An 18,236-nucleotide genomic window follows, 5' to 3' on the forward strand; every position below is an offset into this window, starting at 1 on the left:
CGCGGGCTGCGCCAATGGGGTGATCAGCGGGCTGCCGGCTTGTCCCACTGCCCCTCGACCGGGTCCTTGAGCATGAAGGCGGTGACGAGAAAAGCGACGAGCACGACGCCCCAGGTGTACCACAGGCCCGAATAGGCATTGCCGGTCTTCGCGATGATGAAGCTCGCGATCAGCGGCAGAAAGCCGCCGAAATATCCGGTGCCGAGATGGTATGGGATCGACAGCGACGAGTAGCGGACGTGCGGCGGGAACATTTCGGACAGCAGCGCCGCGACGGGGCCATAGGTGAAACCCGACAGCGCGCTGAGGCCGAGCAAGGCGAGGAAGATCACGGCGATGCTGGCGATGCTCGGGATCTGCTTGGCGAAGTCATAACCCATCGCCTCTAGCGCGGGCTGCAGAAGCGCGGGATCTTCGCTCGCGACTTCGCGGTCGCCGATGCGGATCTTGACGCTGTCGAAGCCGCTATCGGTCTGCGCGACGGTATAGGGGACGCCTAGTTTCGTCAGTTCGCCAAGTGTGCGGCCGCATGCCGTTTCCTGTTTCTGCGCGAACGGGTCGAAGCTGCACTGCGACCCGGTGACGGTCACCGGCGCGCGTTCGGCGGCAGTAGACAGCGCGGGGTTGGCGACGCTGCCCATCAGCCAAAACAGCGGGAACAGCAGCACCAGCGTAACGCCATAACCCCAGACGATCGGTTTCTTGCGCCCGATGCGATCGGAGAGGCGCCCCGCCCAGATGAAGAAGCCCATGCCGACCGCGGCGGCGCAGCCGACGATGATTTCGGCGGCGGTGTCCTCGACCTTCATCGGCCCTTTGAGGAACGACAGGCCCGAGAACATCGCGGTGTACCAGATCACCGTCAGCCCCGCCGCGATGCCGAACAGCGCGATGAAGATGCGGCGCGGGTTGCCGGGGTAGGTGAAGCTTTCCTTCAGCGGATTTTTCGCCAGCTCGCCTTCCTGCTTCATCGCCTGGAACACCGGGCTTTCGGACAGTTTGAGGCGCATCCAGAGCGAAATGACAAGCAGGATGATCGAGAGGAGGAAGGGCACGCGCCAGCCCCAGCTTTCCCAGATGGCGTCGGGCATCAGCGCCTTGCAGCCGAGCACGACGATCAAGCTGAGCACGAACCCGCCAACGACGCTTGCCTGGATGAAGCTGGTGTAGAAACCGCGCTTTCCGGGCGGCGAATGTTCGGCGACATAGACCGCCGCACCGCCATATTCGCCGCCGAGCGCGAGCCCTTGCAGCACGCGGAGCAGGATGACGATGATCGGCGCGGCGATGCCGATGGTGGCGGCCGACGGGATCATCCCGACGCCCGCGGTCGCGATGCCCATCAGCGTGACGGTGACGAGGAAGGTGTATTTGCGTCCGAGGCGGTCGCCAAGGAAACCGAAGAGGACGGCGCCGAGCGGACGGAAACCGAAACCGACCGCGAACCCCGCCCAGACGAGCAGCGTTTCAAGCGTCGCATTGTCGCTGGGAAAGAAAGCCTTGCCGATGATCGCCGCGAGCGTGCCGTAGATGAAGAAATCATACCATTCGAACACCGTGCCCGCCGACGAGGCGGCGATGACCATGCGGATGTCCTTCGCGGTCGGTTCGTAAACGGCGCCGGGTCCGGCGGCGGCACTCTCGGTCATCAGGCTCTCCCCCACCCCGTATTGCATGGGGCTTTCGCCCTTCTCTACCGGGCAAGCGCCGCCGCGCAAGCCTTCTTGGCGTAGCGTCATTCCGGTGGCAGGATGCGGTGATGCAGTTCATCGACCTTTCGATACCGATCACCAATGACGTCGTGTCCGACCCGCCGGTGATGCGCCCCAACATCACCTATATGACTCACGAAAATACGTGGGAGCAGATCGCGATGTTCTTCCCCGGGCTGACCCGAGAGGATTTGCCCGATGGCGAAGGCTGGGCGGTCGAGATGCTGTCGCTGAGCACGCACAACGGCACGCATATGGACGCGCCCTGGCATTATCATTCGACGACCGACAGCGGCGCGTCGCCCGCCCCGTCGATTGACGAAGCGCCGCTCGACCTCTTCTTCCGTCCCGGGGTGAAACTCGATTTTTCGGATCGGCCGCACGGCCATGTCGTGAGCGGCGGCGAGGTCGAGGCCGAGCTGGCGCGGATCGGGCACGATCTCAAGCCGTTCGACATCGTGCTCGTCCAGTCGGGGGCAGTCTATGGCACCGACAATTTCACCGATCAGGGCTGCGGTATGGGCGCCGAGGCGACGCTGTACCTGACGACACGCGGCGTGCAGGTCGTCGGTACCGATGCGTGGAGTTGGGATGCGCCGTTCAGCCACACCGCGCGGCGCTGGGCCGAAACGCGCGATCCGTCGATTATCTGGGAAGGCCATAAGGCGGGGCGCATCCGGCCCTATTACCAGATCGAGAAGCTGACCAACCTCGCCGCGATCCCCGCGACGGGCTTCACCTTCAGCTGCTTTCCGGTGAAGATCGAACGCGCGAGCGCGGGATGGATCAGGGCGGTGGCGCTGATCGACTAAAGGTTCGTCGTCGCCAGCATCCACAACGTCCAGAGGCCGAGTATGAGCAATGTGCCAAAGGTCGCAGCGACGCCGACCTGGCGCCCCAGCGGCGCCTTCCCCGGTTCGGACGGCGTATAGAGCCCGATCACATGCGCGACGCGGCCGACGAGGAAAATCGCGCCGATGACCATAAGCGCCATATGATTGGCGCGCGCCGTCTCCAGCAAGCCAAGCAGGATGATGGTGATCGGCGCATATTCGGCCAGATTGCCGTGGCTGCGGCTGGCGCTGATGAGCTTCGCGTCGCCGTGATCGCCGAACGCGGCTTTCAGGCGCAGCCGCTGGCGCACCGTATCGATCGCAGTCGCAAGCAGCAGCAGCGCGCAAATGGCGGCCACGAACGCGGTTACCGGTAAAGTCATGGTCCCTCTCCCCTGTTTCCCGCGCCCAGCCTAGCCGGTCGTTCGCCGGTTGGCTATTCGCGTGGCTTGTTGCCCAGCCTGGCCTCCAGAAACGCGAGGATGCGGGTCTCGATCGGGGTGCGGCTGACGTCGCTGCCCAGGCTGACCGCGCCCATCGGATAGAAGTGGCCGAAGCCCGGCACCCACGCGGTCTCGGCGGCGATACCCTTGTCGGTCAGCGCCTTGACCGCGAAGCGCGTTCCCGCCTGGATGCCCTCCAGATCGTTCTGACCGACGAAGAAAAGCGCCGGCGGCATGTCCGGCTGGACGGTTTGGGACGGGTTATAGCCGCCAACGGCGCCCGACAGCGCGAACACCGCCTTGACCGGAACGCCGATGCCATAAGCCGTGTTGAGCGCGGTGATCGCGCCCGCCGAAAAGCCGCCAAGCGCGATGCGGTCGGCATCGACGCCGTACTTGCCAGCGTGACTGCGGACAAATTCGGTTGCCATCGCCATATCCTCGGCGGCGGCGAGGATGCTGCGCCAATATTGGTCGCGCGCCTGATCGTCAAGCGGCGGCAAGCCCATCCGTTGGCGCACGATTTCGATGCGCGCGGTGGCGGCGGGTGACAGGTTCACCGACTTCGGGACGAGCTTCTTTTCGTCGACGGGTTTCGCGAGGCCGGGGTCCTCCGGCGTCAGCCGATAATCGATCGAAAAGCAGGCATAGCCATCGCGCGCGAAGCGGCGGCAATAATCGGCCATCGAACTGTCCTGCGCGCCATCCTCTGTAAAGCGTTCCTCGCCCTTGTCGCCGCGATGGAAGGCACCGCCGAACGCCATGATCACCGCGGGGCGGTTCGTGAGCGGCTTGCCGTCGGCGACGGGGCGATAGACATCGACGAGCAGGTCGCGGTCGCGCGGCCGAGCCTTCGAGGCGTCTATCGGGGCGCGGCCGTAGACGAGGTCGCGGGTCAGCTGGACATCATATTCGCGCCGCGGTTCGGCCTCGGCCGCCGCCGATACGGGCAGCAGCATCGCGCAAGCAGCCGCAAGGAAGGCGGCTTTCAGTGGGTTCATCGTCCCTCTCCCCTGTTTCTTTGCACCAGCCTAGCGGCGAAATGGGGCTGAGCAACAGGCGAGACGATCAGAAGAGGCGCGACCCGTTCGGAACGGGGCGGTCGGGCGCGAACAGGATCACCGCGCCTTCCTCATCGGCGAAGCCGAGCGTCAGTACTTCGGACATGAACTTGCCGATCTGACGCGGCGGGAAGTTTACGACGGCGGCGACCTGCCGCCCCGCAAGCTCTTCCAGCGCATAGCGGTCGACGATCTGCGCGCTGCTCTTCTTCACTCCGATTGCGGGCCCGAAATCGATCTTCAGCTTGAACGCGGGCTTGCGCGCCTCGGGGAAGGGGTCGGCCTCGACGATCGTGCCGATGCGGATGTCGACGCGGAGGAAATCGTCGAAGGTGATTTCATTTGCGGCGCTCGCACCCGCATTGTGATTTACGTGCATTCCAAACCTCCGTCATTCCCGCGCAGGCGAGAATCCAGCTTATCCGTGCTTTAGCTGGATTCCCGCCTTCGCGGGAATGACGAAAGTGGTTATTCCATCTCCAAAATCACCGCGTCGACCGCGAGGCTGTCGCCCTGCGCGGCGTTGACCGTCTTTACCGTGCCCGATTTTTCGGCGCGAAGGATATTCTCCATCTTCATCGCCTCGACCGTCGCGAGCGGCTGGCCCGCCTCGACCTTGTCGCCCTCGCCGACGTGCAGCGTCACGAGCAGCCCCGGCATCGGACAGATGAGGAATTTCGACAGATCGGGCGGGATCTTTTCGATCATATGCGCGGTGAGCGGCGCGATATGCCAAGGCAACACGCGGACGTCGTGGATATGCCCGCGCGTCGTCATGCGCCAGCCGGTGCGCGTCTTCGCGACCTTCACCGCGAGTTCGCTATCGTCGATCTCGGCGACCACCAGCCGGTCGCCGGGCGTATATTCGAGCGCGATGTCGATCCGGTCGCCTTCGACCTTGATATGCTTCTCGCCGACCTTGACCTTGTGCGGCGCGCCGTCGATCGACACCTGCCATTTCGCGGGCGGCTCGAGCCGGTCGCCGAGCTGGCCGTCGGTGCGGCGCGCGCGATCGGCTTCGGCGCTCGCCATGAAGCCCGCGATCGCCGCGAGCGCGCGCGTGATCGTCGCATCGGTCGGCGCGCCGTGGAAGCCTTCGGGATATTCCTCGGCGATGAAGCCCGTCGTCAGCTCGCCCGAGCGGAAGCGCGGGTGCTGCATGATCGCCGAGACGAAATCGATATTATGCCCGAGACCTTCGAGTTCGAACCGGTCGAGCGCCGCGATCTGCAGGTCGGCGGCCTCGTCGCGCGTCTTCCCCCACGTCACCAGCTTGGCGATCATCGGGTCGTAGAAGATCGACACTTCGCCGCCCTCCTCGACCCCGGCATCGACGCGCACGCCGTCGACGCCGCGCTCGTCGCCTTCCCACGCCGGAACGGGGGTGCGGTAGCGCACGAGGCGCCCGGTCGAGGGCAGAAAGCCGCGATAGGGATCTTCCGCATAGACGCGGTTCTCGATCGCCCAGCCGTCGATCTTGATGTCGTCCTGCGTCATCTCAAGCTTTTCGCCCGCGGCGACGCGGATCATCTGCTCGACGAGGTCGATGCCGGTGATCGCTTCTGTCACCGGATGCTCGACCTGCAGGCGCGTGTTCATTTCGAGAAAATAGAAGCTCTCGCCCGTCGGATCGGCGCCACTGACGATCAGTTCGACCGTACCCGCGCTATAATAGCCGACGGCCTTCGACAGCGCGACGCACTGCTCGCCCATCGCCTTGCGCATCTTTTCGGTGACGAAGGGCGACGGCGCCTCTTCGACGACCTTCTGGTGGCGGCGCTGGATGCTGCATTCGCGCTCGTTGAGGTAGAGGACATTGCCGTGCTGGTCGCCGAGGATCTGGATCTCGATATGGCGCGGGTTGAGGATGAATTTCTCGATGAAGACGCGGTCGTCGCCGAAGCTGTTCAGGCCCTCGCGCTTGGTCGCCTCGAAGCCTTCGCGGACGTCCTTTTCGTCATAGGCGAGGCGCATGCCCTTGCCGCCGCCGCCGGCGCTGGCTTTCATCATCACCGGATAGCCGATTTCGTTCGAGATGCGCACGGCATGCTCTGTATCGTCGATCTCGCCGACGAAACCGGGGACGACGTTGACGCCGGCTTCCTTCGCGAGCTTCTTCGACTCGATCTTGTCGCCCATCGCGGCGATCGCGTTCACGGGCGGACCGATGAAGGCGATATTTTCCTTCGCGAGCGCCTCGGCAAAGCTGGTGCGCTCGGAGAGGAAACCATAGCCCGGATGCACCGCCTCGGCGCCGGTTTGCTTGCACGCGGCGATGATCTTGTCGGCGATCAGATAGGATTCGGATGCGGGCGAAGCGCCGATATGCACCGCCTCGTCAGCCATCTGCACGAAGGGCGCGCGCGCGTCGGCGTCCGAATAGACGGCGACGGTCGCGATGCCCATGCGGCGCGCGGTCTTGATGACGCGGCAGGCGATTTCGCCGCGATTGGCGATCAGGATTTTCTTGAACATGGCCTTCAATATTCCTCAATCAAATCTTTGAGTTGTTTCGTGCGCGCCTCGGTAAGCTGCGCCTGGCAACCGCTGATCACCATCGGCTCGGCCGAACCGCCACGCATCGTGTAGCCCTCGCTGGCGCATTGCTTGTCGCGGTACGTCAGCCACGCGCGCTGCGCGGCGAGCAGCGTGTCGAAATAGGCGGGGCGGTTGTCCTGAGTACGGTCGAAGTCGGCGTCGATTGCCTTCATACGCGCCGCCGTCACCTTCCACTGGGCGTTCATCGCAGCGTCGGCGCGCTCGAACTCCTTATAGGCGCAGGCGTTGAGCTCGAACTGCGCCATCGCATTGTCGCAATCGATCTCGGGGTCCTGTGTGGCCGCTGCCAACGCCAAAAGGGTGGAAAGGATCATTCCGCCGCTTCCATCTGCGCGCGCATCGGCTCTTCGCTCTCCATCGGGCGCAGCCCCAGCTTCGCGAACAGCGCCGCGTCGGCATTGTCGCCGCGGTTGCCGGTGGTCAGCAGCTTGTCGCCGGTGAAGATGCTGTTCGCGCCCGCCATGAAGCAGAGCGCCTGCGTCGCCTCCGACATGCTCTCGCGCCCCGCCGACAGGCGGACCATCGATTTCGGCATCGTGATGCGCGCGACCGCGATCGTGCGGACGAACTCGATGTCGTCGATCTTCGCGAGCGGGGTGTCGGCGAGCATATCGCCGAGCACGGTGCCCTTCACGGGAACCAGCGCGTTGACCGGCACGCTTTCGGGATGGCGTTCGAGCGTCGCGAGCGCGTGGATGAAGCCGACGCGGTCGCTACGCGTTTCGCCCAGCCCGACGATCCCGCCCGAGCAGACGTTGATCCCCGCGTTGCGGACCTCTTCCAGCGTATCGAGGCGGTCCTGAAACGTCCGCGTCGAGATGATATTCTCGTAATTCTCGGGGCTCGTGTCGATATTGTGGTTGTAATAGTCGAGCCCCGCGACCGCGAGCGTCTGCGCCTGCTCCTTGCTGAGCATCCCCAAGGTCATGCAGGTTTCCATACCCATCTGGCGCACGCCTTCGACCATCTCGACGATCGCGGGCATGTCGCGCTCTTTGGGGTTGCGCCAGGCGGCGCCCATGCAGAAACGCTTCGATCCCGAATCCTTCGCCTGCGCCGCGGCTTGCAGCACCGCGCGGACGTCCATCAGCTTGGTCGCCTTCAATCCGCTGTCGGCGCTCTTCGACTGCGAGCAATAGCCGCAATCCTCGACGCAGCCGCCGGTCTTGATGCTGAGCAAGGTGCAAAGCTGGACCTCGCCGCGCGCATGATGGCGGCGGTGGACGCCCTGCGCCTCCCACATCAGTTCGTCGAACGGCAGGTCGAACAGCTCGGCGATTTCTTCGCGCGTCCAGTCGGTGCGCGGCTGATCGTCTTGCGGGGCAGCTTGGGAGAGGTTCATGGATTTCGACCCTTTGTTGTTACTTGCAAAAGCGCTCGAGCGCGGCGCCATAGAATTCGATCGTCGGCGTTTCGCCGAACATGTCCTGATAATTGCCGTCGGCCCATGGACGGCGGTCGCCGTAGCTGACCGTCACCTGCCGCCCGGTTTCGGCGCCGCCATATTCGCCGACGCCGTAGAGGGTGAAGTCGATATCGGCTTCGGGATCGTCGCAGTTGAGGCGGATCAGCCCCTTGTTCACATATTTGTCGCTCGTCTCGAAATAGATGTCGCGCCAGGGGCCGTCGCTCTTTTCGAGGCGGCCGTTCCAGTCGGTGAAATAGACGTCGTCGATCTGCTGCCGGTAGATGAACTCGACCGCGACACCCTTGCGATATTCGCTCGGGCGGCTCGCAGGCTCGGCGTGCGCAGCAATCGCCGCGACGGTGCCGAACCCGGCAATCATCAGGCGAAGCGAATTGTTCAAGCGGCATCCTCCAGCGGCGGCATATTGTGGCCGAGCAGGCGCAGCACGTCGGCGGCACATTCGACCACGTTCGAGCCGGGGCCATAGATGCCCTGCACGCCCGCGTCGCGCAGATATTGATAGTCCTGCGGCGGGATGACGCCGCCAGCGATGACCTTGATATCGCCGCGTCCGGCCTCCTTGAGCTTGCCGATCAGTTCGGGGATCAGGGTCTTGTGCCCCGCCGCGAGGCTCGACGCGCCGACCACGTCGACGCCGCTGTCGAGCGCGAGCACGACGGTCTCGTCGGGAGTCTGGAACAGCGGGCCCGATACGACGTCGAAGCCCATATCGCCGAATGCCGAGGCGATGACGTTCGCGCCCCGATCGTGGCCGTCCTGCCCCATTTTGGCGACGAGCAATTTGGGTTTGCGGCCCATGCGGCGCTCGACCGCCTTCACGCCGTCGAGCACCTGCTGCCAGCGGTCGTCGCCTTCATAGGGTGCGGCATAGACGCCCTTCACCGGGGTCGGCTGGGTGCCGTAGCGGTTGAAGCTTTCCTCCATCGCCGACGAGATTTCGCCGAGCGTCGCGCGGGCGCGGGCGGCTTCGACCGCGAGTGCGAGGAGATTGTTCTCGATGCTCGAAGGCCGCGCGGCGCCGTCGCGGAGCGCCTTCAGTGCGGCGGCGCATGCCGCTTCGTCGCGGCTTGCCTTGATGCGGTTGATGCGCGCGATCTGCCCTTCGCGCACCCTGGCGTTATCGACCTCGAGTGTTTCGAGCAGATCCTCATCCTTCAGGCGATATTTATTCACCCCGACGATGACATCGTCGCCGCGGTCGACACGTGCCTGACGGGCGGCAGCGGCGGTCTCGATCATCGCCTTGGGCCAGCCCGCGGCGACAGCCTTCGCCATGCCGCCTTCCTTCTCGACGCGTTCGATAATCTCCCACGCCTTGTCGACCAGCTCCTGCGTCAGCGCCTCGACATAATAGGAGCCGCCGAGCGGATCGACGACCTTGGTCATCCCCGTCTCTTCCTGGATGACGATCTGGGTGTTGCGCGCGATGCGGGCCGAGAAGTCGGTGGGCAACGCGATCGCCTCGTCGAGCGCGTTGGTGTGGAGCGACTGCGTGCCGCCGAGCATCGCCGCCATCGCCTCGATCGTCGTGCGCATGACGTTGTTGTACGGATCCTGCTCGGTGAGCGAGACTCCCGAGGTCTGACAGTGGGTGCGCAGCATCTTGCTACGCTCGTCCTTGGCGCCAAGGTTGGTCATCACGCGGTGCCAGAGCACGCGCGCGGCGCGGAGCTTCGCGATCTCCATGAAGAAGTTCATGCCGATCGCGAAGAAGAAGGACAGGCGTCCCGCGAACTTGTCGATATCGAGGCCGCTCGCGACGCCGTAACGCACATATTCGGCGCCGTCGGCGATGGTGAAGGCAAGCTCCTGCACCTGCGTCGCGCCGGCTTCCTGCATGTGGTAGCCGCTGATGGAGATGCTGTTGAACTTGGGCATCTCGCGGCTGGTGTAGCCGAAGATGTCCGAGATGATCCGCATGCTCGGCTCGGGTGGGTAGATATAGGTGTTGCGGACCATGAACTCCTTGAGGATGTCGTTCTGGATCGTCCCGTCGAGCAGCTTGCGATCGACGCCCTGCTCCTCGCCCGCGACGATGAAGAAGGCAAGGATCGGGATCACCGCGCCGTTCATCGTCATGCTGACCGACATCTGATCGAGCGGAATGCCGTCGAAGAGGATCTTCATATCCTCGACGCTGTCGATCGCGACGCCCGCCTTGCCGACGTCGCCGACGACGCGCGGGTGGTCGCTGTCATAGCCGCGGTGCGTCGCGAGGTCGAAAGCGACCGATAGGCCCTTCTGTCCCGCGGCGAGGTTGCGGCGATAGAAGGCGTTCGATTCCTCGGCGGTCGAGAAGCCCGCGTACTGCCGGATCGTCCACGGGCGGCCCGCATACATCGACGCGCGCACGCCGCGCGTGAAGGGCGCGAAACCGGGCAGGCCGGGATCGGTCTGGACGTCCTCGGCGGTGTAAAGCGGCTTGACGTCGATGCCCTCGGGCGTCGCCCAGGTGAGATCCTTGCCCTTCACTTCCTTGTCGGCGGCGGCGGTCCATTGGCCCAGCGTTGGCTTGTCGGTCATATGCAGTCTCTTGTCCCTAACCCCCTCTCCCCTTGCGGGAGAGGGTTGCGAAGACTTGGCGGCCAGCCGCCTAGTCGAAGCTGGGAGAGGGGGCGTGAGCCACCGGCTCGCAACCCGCCCCTCTCCAAGTTCCGGTAGGGGACACGTCCCCAACCTTCACTTTCCTCTCCCGCAAGGGGAGAGGAGAATGTTCAATGCGCTTCCTTCGGCGTCTCCATAATCTCGGTCAGCACCCCGCCCATATCCTTGGGGTGGACGAAGAAGATCAGCGTCCCGTGCGCCCCGATCCGCGGTTCGCCGAGGACGCGCTTGCCTTGTCCCTCGAACTCGGCCTTGGCGGCGTGGATGTCGGGCACTTCGTAACACAGATGATGCTGGCCTCCTGCTGGGTTCTTTTGCAGGAAAGCCGCGATCGACGCATTGCCCGGCAATGGTTCGATCAGCTCGATTTGTGTGCCGTTGAGGCCGCTGTCGGTGGGCGTATCGACGAAGCACACTTTGACGCCCTGATCGGGCAGGTCGAACGGCTCATGGATCTGCGTCGCGCCCATCACGTCGCGGTAAAAGACGATGCTGTCGGCGATCGACGGCGTCGCGACGCCGACATGGTTGAGGCGGCCGAGTTTCATGTCACCACCTCGATCGGGAATTTGACGCTGTTGGCGATAAAGCATTGGTCATGCGCGTCGTGGTGCAGGCGTTCGAGCGTTGCGGCGTCGGGCGCCGCGCCCTGCCATTCGATATCGGGGGAAAGCTCGACCCCGGTTATCTGGACGCGCCCGTCATCGCCTTTCGCCATCGTGCCCACCGCGGCATCGCGATAGGATTGAACGGCATAACCCGCCTTGGCCGCGAGATAGAGGAAGGTCAGCATATGACAGCTCGACGCGGAGGCGACCAGCGCCTCTTCGGGGTCGACCGCGGCTTCGACCGACCAGGGCAGCGGCACGACATGCTTCGACGACGACGCCGGAACGCTCACATTCTCATCGAACGTCCAACGATGGCCGCGGCCGTATTTGCCGCCCGGAACATCGTCGGTGGCCGACGCTTCCCATTCGATCAATGCGTGATATTTCGCCATTTTCCTATCCTCAGATCCGCCTTAACACCCCGGAATCTGGTCCTTGCCGACCAGTTCGTACTTGCCGTTCTTGAGCACATATTGCTGCTTGATCGCGCGTGTCCCCGTATAGGTGACGGTAAAGCTCTTGTCGGGAACGGCTGCGGTGATCTGCCCGTCGAAGCTCTGCTCCTTCTGGTTCAGACCGGCCCCCGAGCTCATGCCGTCGGTGAAGCTGCCGCGATCGACCGGTGCATCGGGTGCCAGCTCGGTCAACGTCGCGCTGCTGATCGCGCAGCCCTGCCACACGCCGCCGCCCGAGGTGACGAGATAGGGATTCTTGCCGAGCGCGTCGCTGAAGCCCCACGCGGTTGCCGCATTGCCGACCGAGCCGACCGCACCGAGGTTCAGCCACTCGCCCTTGCGCTGCCAGCCCGACGGGCCGCCCTGCAGATAATGGATCGCGTTGATCCCGCCCTCGCTGTGCCCGGCTTCGTCAAGGCTGCCGAGGCTCAGCAGCACGCCGACCCGGTTCGGCAGCAGGTGGATGGCGGCGGGGCGGAATGTGTAAGTTCGCCCGTCAATCTCGCGCGTGGCCGTCGCTTCGGCCCCTTTCGGAAGCCCGAAAGCCGTCCGGAACGCGAGGCCGATCGTGCTGTTCTCTTCACTGTCCAACGTCACCGGAAAAGCGGGTTTCGGCTCGCCGACAGGGGTATCGGGGTCGAACGCAAACGCCGCCGGCGAAGCCAGCAGGGCGGGAGCAATCAGAGCACCAAGAAGGAATTTACGCATCTTCAAACCTCTTTCGGAATCAAGGACATGGCGGCCATCTTCTAACCGCCTCCCGTCCTTGCCTCCAGTCCGGTATTTCTCATGTGCCGGGCATCACACACACGGATAATATCCGCGCCCCCGCGATCAGAGCGGAATATTGTCGTGCTTCTTCCACGGGTTTTCGAGTTGCTTGTTCCGGAGCTTGCGCAGACCCAGCGCGATCCGCTTGCGCGTATTGTGCGGGTGAATGACCTCGTCGATATAGCCGCGCGACGCCGCGACAAACGGGTTCGCGAAACGGTCCTCATATTCCTTCGTGCGCTGCGCGATCTTTTCGGGGTCGCCGATGTCGCTGCGGAAGATGATCTCGACCGCGCCCTTGGCGCCCATCACCGCGATCTCGGCGGTCGGCCAAGCATAGTTCAAATCGCCGCGCAGATGCTTCGACGCCATCACGTCGTACGCACCGCCATAGGCTTTGCGCGTGATCACCGTGATCTTCGGCACCGTCGCCTCGGCATAGGCGAAGAGCAATTTCGCGCCATGCTTGATGATGCCATTATATTCCTGCGCGGTCCCGGGCAGGAAGCCGGGGACGTCGACGAAGGTGATGATCGGGATTTCGAAGGCGTCGCAGAAGCGAACGAAACGCGCGGCCTTCTTGGACGAGTTGATGTCGAGCACGCCCGCGAGCACCAGCGGCTGGTTCGCGACGATGCCGATCGTGCGCCCCTCGATGCGTCCGAAGCCGCAGATGATGTTCGCGGCGTGCGCCGGCTGCACCTCGAAGAAATCGCCCTCGTCGACGGTCTTCCGGATCAGCTCGTGCATATCGTACGGCTGGTTCGCGTTCGGCGGGATCAGCGTGTCGAGGCTCGCCTCGGCGCGGTCATAGGGGTCGCTCGTCGGGCGCACCGGCACGCCGCTGCGGTTGTTCTCGGGCAGATAGTCGAAGAAATCGCGCGCCGCGAGCAGCGCCTCGATGTCATTCTCGAACGCGAGGTCGGCGACCGAGCTTTTGGTCGTGTGCGTGATCGCGCCGCCGAGCTCTTCCTGCGTCACGACCTCGTTGGTCACGGTCTTCACGACATCGGGGCCGGTGACGAACATGTACGAGCTGTCCTTCACCATGAAGATGAAGTCGGTCATCGCGGGCGAATAGACAGCGCCGCCCGCGCACGGCCCCATGATCAGGCTGATCTGCGGCACGACGCCCGATGCGAGTACGTTACGCTGGAACACTTCGGCATAGCCGCCGAGCGAGGCGACGCCCTCCTGGATGCGCGCGCCGCCGCTGTCGTTGAGGCCGATGACGGGCGCGCCGACCTTCATCGCATTGTCCATCACCTTCATGATCTTCTCGGCGTGGCGCTCCGAAAGCGAGCCGCCGAAGACGGTGAAATCCTGGCTGAAGACATAGACGAGGCGGCCGTTGATCGTCCCCGAACCCGTAACAACGCCGTCGCCCGGGACGATCTGGTCCTGCATGCCGAAATCGGTGCAATTATGCTCCACATAAGTGTCGAGCTCTTCGAACGAGCCTTCGTCGAGCAGCACGTCGAGCCGTTCGCGCGCGGTCAGCTTGCCCTTGCTGTGCTGTGCATCGATGCGTTTTTGCCCGCCACCCAGAGCGGCGGCGGCGCGGCGGCGTTCCATTTCGGCGATATTGGCGGACAAGGCGACTCTCCACTGGATTTGGAAGAGCGTCGTCTGCTCCGATTGCGCCGCCCACGCAAATGTGAATTTGCAAAGTTGTAAATTGATACTTTGCAAAGAGCCGTATATTGTCCGCTCATTCGTTTTAAGGGTGTCGAGACGTCGCAATACCCCTCCCTAAACCCCCGCGGCGGCTCGACACCCATCGCAATGGAGCGCATTTCGATGGCACGGCAGCGCATTTTTGCCGGAGCAAAGCTCCGCGAACTCCGCATCGCGCGGGGAGCCAAACAGGCCGATTTTGCGGGCGGGCTCGGCATTTCCATTTCCTACCTCAGCCAGATCGAGCATGATGACCGCCCGCTGACGCCGGCGCTGCTCGACCGGCTGCAAAAGCTGTTTCCGCTGGAGTGGGAAGAGGTCGCGGCGGACGCCGGCGACCGCCGCGCGGGGGCGCTTCGCGAAGCCGCCGCCGATCCGCTTTTCGCGGCGTCGCCGCTCGCCCCCGAACAGCTCGAACGCGCCGCGCTGCAACAGCCGCAGCTCGCCGACCAGTTCGTCGCGCTCCACGCCGCCTATCGCCGCGCGGGGCAGCGATTGCAGATCATCGACGAAGCGCTGACCGGCGGCACCGCCGAGGGCAGCCGCCTGCCGTGGGAAGAGGTGCGCGACTGGTTCCACGACGCAGGCAATTATGTCGACAGCATCGACCGCGCGGCGGAGGCGCTGGCGGGGCAGCTGCGCGGGCGCGATCCCTCGCCTCCCGTCGAAACGATCGAGCGCCGGCTGCGCGATGCGCTCGGCATTTCGATCGTTTACGGCCAGACGCAGGCGCTGCGCGATTTCGACGCCACGATGCGGCATCTGGTGATCGATCCGTCGCTGCCCGCCGAAAGCCGGCGCTTCCAGCTCGCGCACCAGCTCGCCGCGCTCGCGCTGGTGAACGAGATTGCGGCGGTCGTCGAAGCATCGCCGCTGCGCACGGCGGCGGCGCGGCAACTGCTCCATGTCGGCCTTGCCAACTACGCCGCGGGCGCCGTTCTGATGCCCTATACGCCCTTTCGCGCCAGCGCGCGCGCGGTGCGGCACGATATCGACCGTCTACGGATGCAATATGGCGTCAGCTTCGAACAGGCGTGCCACCGCCTTTCGACGCTGCAGCGCCCCGGCGCGCGCGGCATCCCGATGTTCTTCTGCCGCGTCGACATGGCGGGCAATATCACCAAGCGGCATTCGGCGACGCGGCTGCAGTTCGCGCGCTTCGGCGGCGCCTGCCCGCTGTGGATCGTCCACGAAGCCGCCGCGATCCCCGACCGCATCCTCTTCCAGCTCGCCGAGACGCCCGATGGCCTGCGCTATGTGTCGATGGCGAAGGGGTTGGTGAAGCCGTCGGGCAGCTATGCGCGCAGCCCGCGCCGATACGCCGTCGCGCTCGGCTGCGAGGCGCAATATGCGGGCGATTTCGTCTATGCCGACGGGGTCGATGTCGCCGCGCCGCAGGCGGCAACGCGCATCGGCCTGTCGTGCCGCATCTGTCCGCGCGACGATTGTGACCAGCGTGCGTTCCCGCCGAGCGACCGGCCGATTTTGGTCGATCCGGATCGCAGGGACGTGGTGCCGTACCGGATCGGGTGATCTTCTCCCCTCCCGCTTGCGGGAGGGGTCGGGGGAGGGCCTGTTACAGTTCGCGCGAGGCAGACATGCCCTCCCCTAGCCCCTCCCATAAATGGGAGGGGGATTCTCAGACCTTCACGATCCCGCGCTCGATCAGACTATGCGCGGTCGCGAGGATCGCCTCCTCGGGCGGGCGCATCGTCCATCCCAATGTCTGCATCGCATGGCTGCTGTCGCCGCCGCGGACGTTGCCGAGTTCGGCGACGAGCTGCTTGAGTTCGGGACGCACCAGCGCGAGCAGCTTGAGCAGCCAGTCGGGCATCTTCCGCTTCGGCACTTTTCGCGCCTGTTCGCCCAGGTTCGCGCGGAGCAGGTTCGCAACATCGATCATCTTCAGGAATGGACCCGAGCAGACGTAGCGTTCATCGCGCATATCGGGCGCGGTCAGCGCGCGATAGTGAAGGTCGGCGACGTCGCGGACGTCGATGATCCCGAAGCCGATGTCGGGGCACATCGGCACCTTGCCCTCGAGCAATTGCTTCACCAGCTCGATCGAGGTCGAAAGGTCGTCCGACAGCAACGGCCCGAACACCGCGGCGGGATTGACCGAGGCGAACTCCATGCCGCCGCCCTCCGCCCTCGCCCAATCGCGCGCCGCGCGTTCGGCGACGGTCTTCGAGCGCGGATAGGGCATGACCTCGGGGTTATCGAGATTGGTCCAGTCGGCTTCGCTATAGATGTCGCGGCCCTTGCCATGACCATAAGCGATCGCCGCCATCGATGAGGTCAGGACGAACCGCTTGACCCCTGCCGCTTTGGCGAAGCGCAATGCGCGGAGCGCGCCCTCGCGCGCCGGAACAATTAGCTCGTCGGCATGGTTCGGCACGTCGAGCGGAAAGGGCGATGCGACATGCGCGACATGGCTGCACCCTGCCATCGCCTCAGCCCAGCCAGCGTCGTTTTCGAGATCGGCGGCGAAGAAGTGCAGCCTCCCGTTGTCGACGCCCAGCCAGCCACGAACCTCGGCTTCGCGCTTCAGGCTGCGAACGGTCGTGTGGACGGTCCAGCCGTTTTCGATCAGCTGCCGGATCAGGAAGCCCGCGATATAACCGCTGCCCCCGGTGACCAATGCCGTGCCCGTCATGCGCCCCTCCCCTCGCTCCTTATGCAGGGAAGATAGCGCATGCGGGTTGCGGGCCGAAACCTTATTTCAGCAGTACCAATTCCTCGGCCATGCTCGGGTGCAGCGCGACGGTGGCGTCGAAATCGGCCTTGGTCAGGCCTGCTTTCACGGCGATTGCCGCCGCCTGCAGGATTTCCGGCGCATCAGGGCCGATCATGTGCAGGCCGACGACCTGGTCGGTCGCGGCGTTGACGATCATCTTGTACAGCGCGCGCTCGTTGCGGCCCGCGAGGACATTCTTCATCGCGCGAAAATCGCTGGTGTAGACGCGGATCGAGCCGAGCTTGTTGCGCGCCTCGGCCTCGGTCATCCCGACCGCGCCGATCGGCGGATGGCTGAACACCGCGCTCGGGACATTGGCATAGTCGACGATCGTCGGCTTGCCGCCGAACACCGAGTCCGCAAACGCCTGCCCTTCGCGGATCGCCACCGGCGTCAGCTGGATGCGGTTGGTGACGTCGCCGACGGCGAAGATGCTTGGCACCGACGACTGGTTCGTCTCGTCGACCTTGATCGCGCCATCCTTGTCGAGTTCGACGCCGATGTCTTCGAGGCCGAGCCCCTTGCTGTTCGGAACGCGCCCCGCGGCGACAAGCACCGCGTCGGCCTGGATCGGATCGCTATTCCCCAGATGGACGGTCAGCGAACCGTCGTCATTCTTCTCGATCGACTGGAAGGGCGCGTTGAACTTGAACTCGATGCCCTTGGTCATCGAGATCTGAAGCAAGCGGTCGCGGATCTGCTCGTCATAGCCGCGCAGGATCGTGTCGCCGCGGTTGACGATCGTCACCTTGCTGCCGAATTCGTTGAAAATGCCGGCGAATTCGTTGGCGATGTAGCCGCCGCCCGCGATCACGACGCGCTTCGGCAGCGTTTCGAGGTGGAAGACCTCGTTCGACGTGATCGCATGTTCGCTGCCCGGGAATTCGGGGACGTGCGGCCAGCCGCCGGTCGCGATCAGGATGCGTTCGGCGCTGATTTCCTGCCCGTCGGCGAGGCGGACCTTCTGCGGGCCGATCACGGTCGCGCGCGTCTTGAACAGCGTGACCTTATGGTTGTCGAGCGTCTGGCCGTAGAGGCCTTCGAGCCGATCGACCTCGGCGAGCACATTGTCGCGGAGGCGGTTCCAGTCGAACTTGCAGTCGGGGACGTCCCAGCCGAATTGGCGCGCGTCCTTCAGATCCTCGGCGAAATGCGCGCCGTAAACGAGCAGCTTCTTCGGCACGCAGCCGCGGATGACGCAGGTGCCGCCGACGCGATACTCCTCCGCCAGCGCGACGCGCGCGCCGTGCGACGCGGCGATGCGCGAGGCGCGAACCCCGCCCGACCCGGCGCCGATGACAAACAGGTCGAAATCAAACTCGCTCATTCAAAACCCCTGATCCT

At 64.5% G+C, this 18,236-nt stretch carries 17 protein-coding genes; 2 read left to right on the plus strand and 15 right to left on the minus strand.

Annotated features, from left to right (window positions below; translation table 11 throughout):
* Nucleotides 1-23: 23 nt before the first annotated feature.
* The gene (locus ACTJI5_RS01300; RefSeq protein WP_440859130.1) at nt 24-1,649 is read right to left on the minus strand and encodes an MFS transporter; all 1,626 of its coding nucleotides are present in this window, start codon (nt 1,647-1,649) and stop codon (nt 24-26) included.
* A 110-nt stretch (nt 1,650-1,759) separates the two neighbouring features.
* Here ACTJI5_RS01300 and ACTJI5_RS01305 point away from each other — a divergent pair, with 110 nt between their 5' ends.
* Entirely contained in the window at nt 1,760-2,524 is a 765-nt protein-coding gene (locus tag ACTJI5_RS01305) for a cyclase family protein (protein ID WP_440859131.1), read from the plus strand.
* Here ACTJI5_RS01305 and ACTJI5_RS01310 read toward each other — a convergent pair.
* The 12 genes from ACTJI5_RS01310 to ACTJI5_RS01365 form a co-directional block, all read right to left on the minus strand.
* On the minus strand, nt 2,521-2,928 hold the full coding sequence (locus ACTJI5_RS01310; RefSeq protein ID WP_310253538.1) for an MAPEG family protein: 408 nt from the start codon (nt 2,926-2,928) through the stop codon (nt 2,521-2,523). The genes ACTJI5_RS01305 and ACTJI5_RS01310 overlap by 4 nt on opposite strands.
* Nucleotides 2,929-2,981: 53 nt before the next feature.
* Nucleotides 2,982-3,989: an alpha/beta hydrolase gene (locus tag ACTJI5_RS01315; RefSeq protein WP_440859132.1), complete on the minus strand. Its 1,008-nt coding sequence runs from the start codon at nt 3,987-3,989 to the stop codon at nt 2,982-2,984.
* 67 nt (nt 3,990-4,056) lie between these two features.
* Nucleotides 4,057-4,428, minus strand: coding sequence for a tRNA-binding protein (locus ACTJI5_RS01320; RefSeq protein ID WP_058538552.1), 372 nt, complete (start codon nt 4,426-4,428; stop codon nt 4,057-4,059).
* An 89-nt stretch (nt 4,429-4,517) separates the two neighbouring features.
* Entirely contained in the window at nt 4,518-6,524 is a 2,007-nt protein-coding gene (locus tag ACTJI5_RS01325) for an ATP-binding protein (protein WP_440859133.1), read from the minus strand.
* A 5-nt stretch (nt 6,525-6,529) separates the two neighbouring features.
* Nucleotides 6,530-6,922 (minus strand): lysozyme inhibitor LprI family protein, encoded by a 393-nt coding sequence (locus ACTJI5_RS01330; RefSeq protein WP_440859134.1) that lies wholly within the window; start codon nt 6,920-6,922, stop codon nt 6,530-6,532.
* A complete protein-coding gene (gene bioB, locus ACTJI5_RS01335; RefSeq protein ID WP_440859135.1) occupies nt 6,919-7,950 on the minus strand; it encodes a biotin synthase BioB in 1,032 nt (343 codons plus the stop codon). Before bioB ends, ACTJI5_RS01330 begins: the two co-directional genes overlap by 4 nt.
* Before the next feature lie 19 nt (nt 7,951-7,969).
* Nucleotides 7,970-8,416 carry a hypothetical protein gene (locus ACTJI5_RS01340; protein WP_440859136.1) on the minus strand — a complete coding sequence of 149 codons (447 nt, stop codon included), beginning with the start codon at nt 8,414-8,416 and terminating at the stop codon, nt 7,970-7,972.
* Entirely contained in the window at nt 8,413-10,560 is a 2,148-nt protein-coding gene (gene scpA / locus ACTJI5_RS01345; protein WP_440859137.1) for a methylmalonyl-CoA mutase, read from the minus strand. Before scpA ends, ACTJI5_RS01340 begins: the two co-directional genes overlap by 4 nt.
* A 191-nt stretch (nt 10,561-10,751) precedes the next feature.
* A complete protein-coding gene (gene mce / locus ACTJI5_RS01350) occupies nt 10,752-11,189 on the minus strand; it encodes a methylmalonyl-CoA epimerase (RefSeq protein ID WP_439512319.1) in 438 nt (145 codons plus the stop codon).
* On the minus strand, nt 11,186-11,644 hold the full coding sequence (locus ACTJI5_RS01355) for an OsmC family protein (protein ID WP_310253555.1): 459 nt from the start codon (nt 11,642-11,644) through the stop codon (nt 11,186-11,188). The genes mce and ACTJI5_RS01355 overlap by 4 nt, the downstream gene beginning before the upstream one ends.
* A 21-nt stretch (nt 11,645-11,665) precedes the next feature.
* Nucleotides 11,666-12,415, minus strand: coding sequence for a hypothetical protein (locus ACTJI5_RS01360; RefSeq protein WP_440859138.1), 750 nt, complete (start codon nt 12,413-12,415; stop codon nt 11,666-11,668).
* Between the two features lie 126 nt (nt 12,416-12,541).
* On the minus strand, nt 12,542-14,074 hold the full coding sequence (locus tag ACTJI5_RS01365; RefSeq protein WP_058538543.1) for an acyl-CoA carboxylase subunit beta: 1,533 nt from the start codon (nt 14,072-14,074) through the stop codon (nt 12,542-12,544).
* Between the two features lie 204 nt (nt 14,075-14,278).
* Between ACTJI5_RS01365 and ACTJI5_RS01370 the strand changes: the two genes are divergently transcribed.
* A complete protein-coding gene (locus tag ACTJI5_RS01370; RefSeq protein WP_440859139.1) occupies nt 14,279-15,688 on the plus strand; it encodes a helix-turn-helix domain-containing protein in 1,410 nt (469 codons plus the stop codon).
* A 106-nt stretch (nt 15,689-15,794) separates the two neighbouring features.
* Here the strand turns inward: ACTJI5_RS01370 and ACTJI5_RS01375 are convergent, their stop codons facing one another.
* Together ACTJI5_RS01375 and gor are read right to left on the minus strand one after the other, a co-directional pair.
* The gene (locus tag ACTJI5_RS01375; protein WP_440859140.1) at nt 15,795-16,811 is read right to left on the minus strand and encodes an SDR family oxidoreductase; all 1,017 of its coding nucleotides are present in this window, start codon (nt 16,809-16,811) and stop codon (nt 15,795-15,797) included.
* 61 nt (nt 16,812-16,872) lie between these two features.
* Nucleotides 16,873-18,219, minus strand: a complete 1,347-nt coding sequence (gene gor / locus ACTJI5_RS01380) for a glutathione-disulfide reductase (RefSeq protein ID WP_440859141.1) — start codon at nt 18,217-18,219, stop codon at nt 16,873-16,875.
* Between the last annotated feature and the right edge of the window lie 17 nt (nt 18,220-18,236).

It is taken from the genome of Sphingopyxis sp. 22461 (assembly GCF_052044915.1).
Taxonomy (GTDB): Bacteria; Pseudomonadota; Alphaproteobacteria; order Sphingomonadales; family Sphingomonadaceae; genus Sphingopyxis.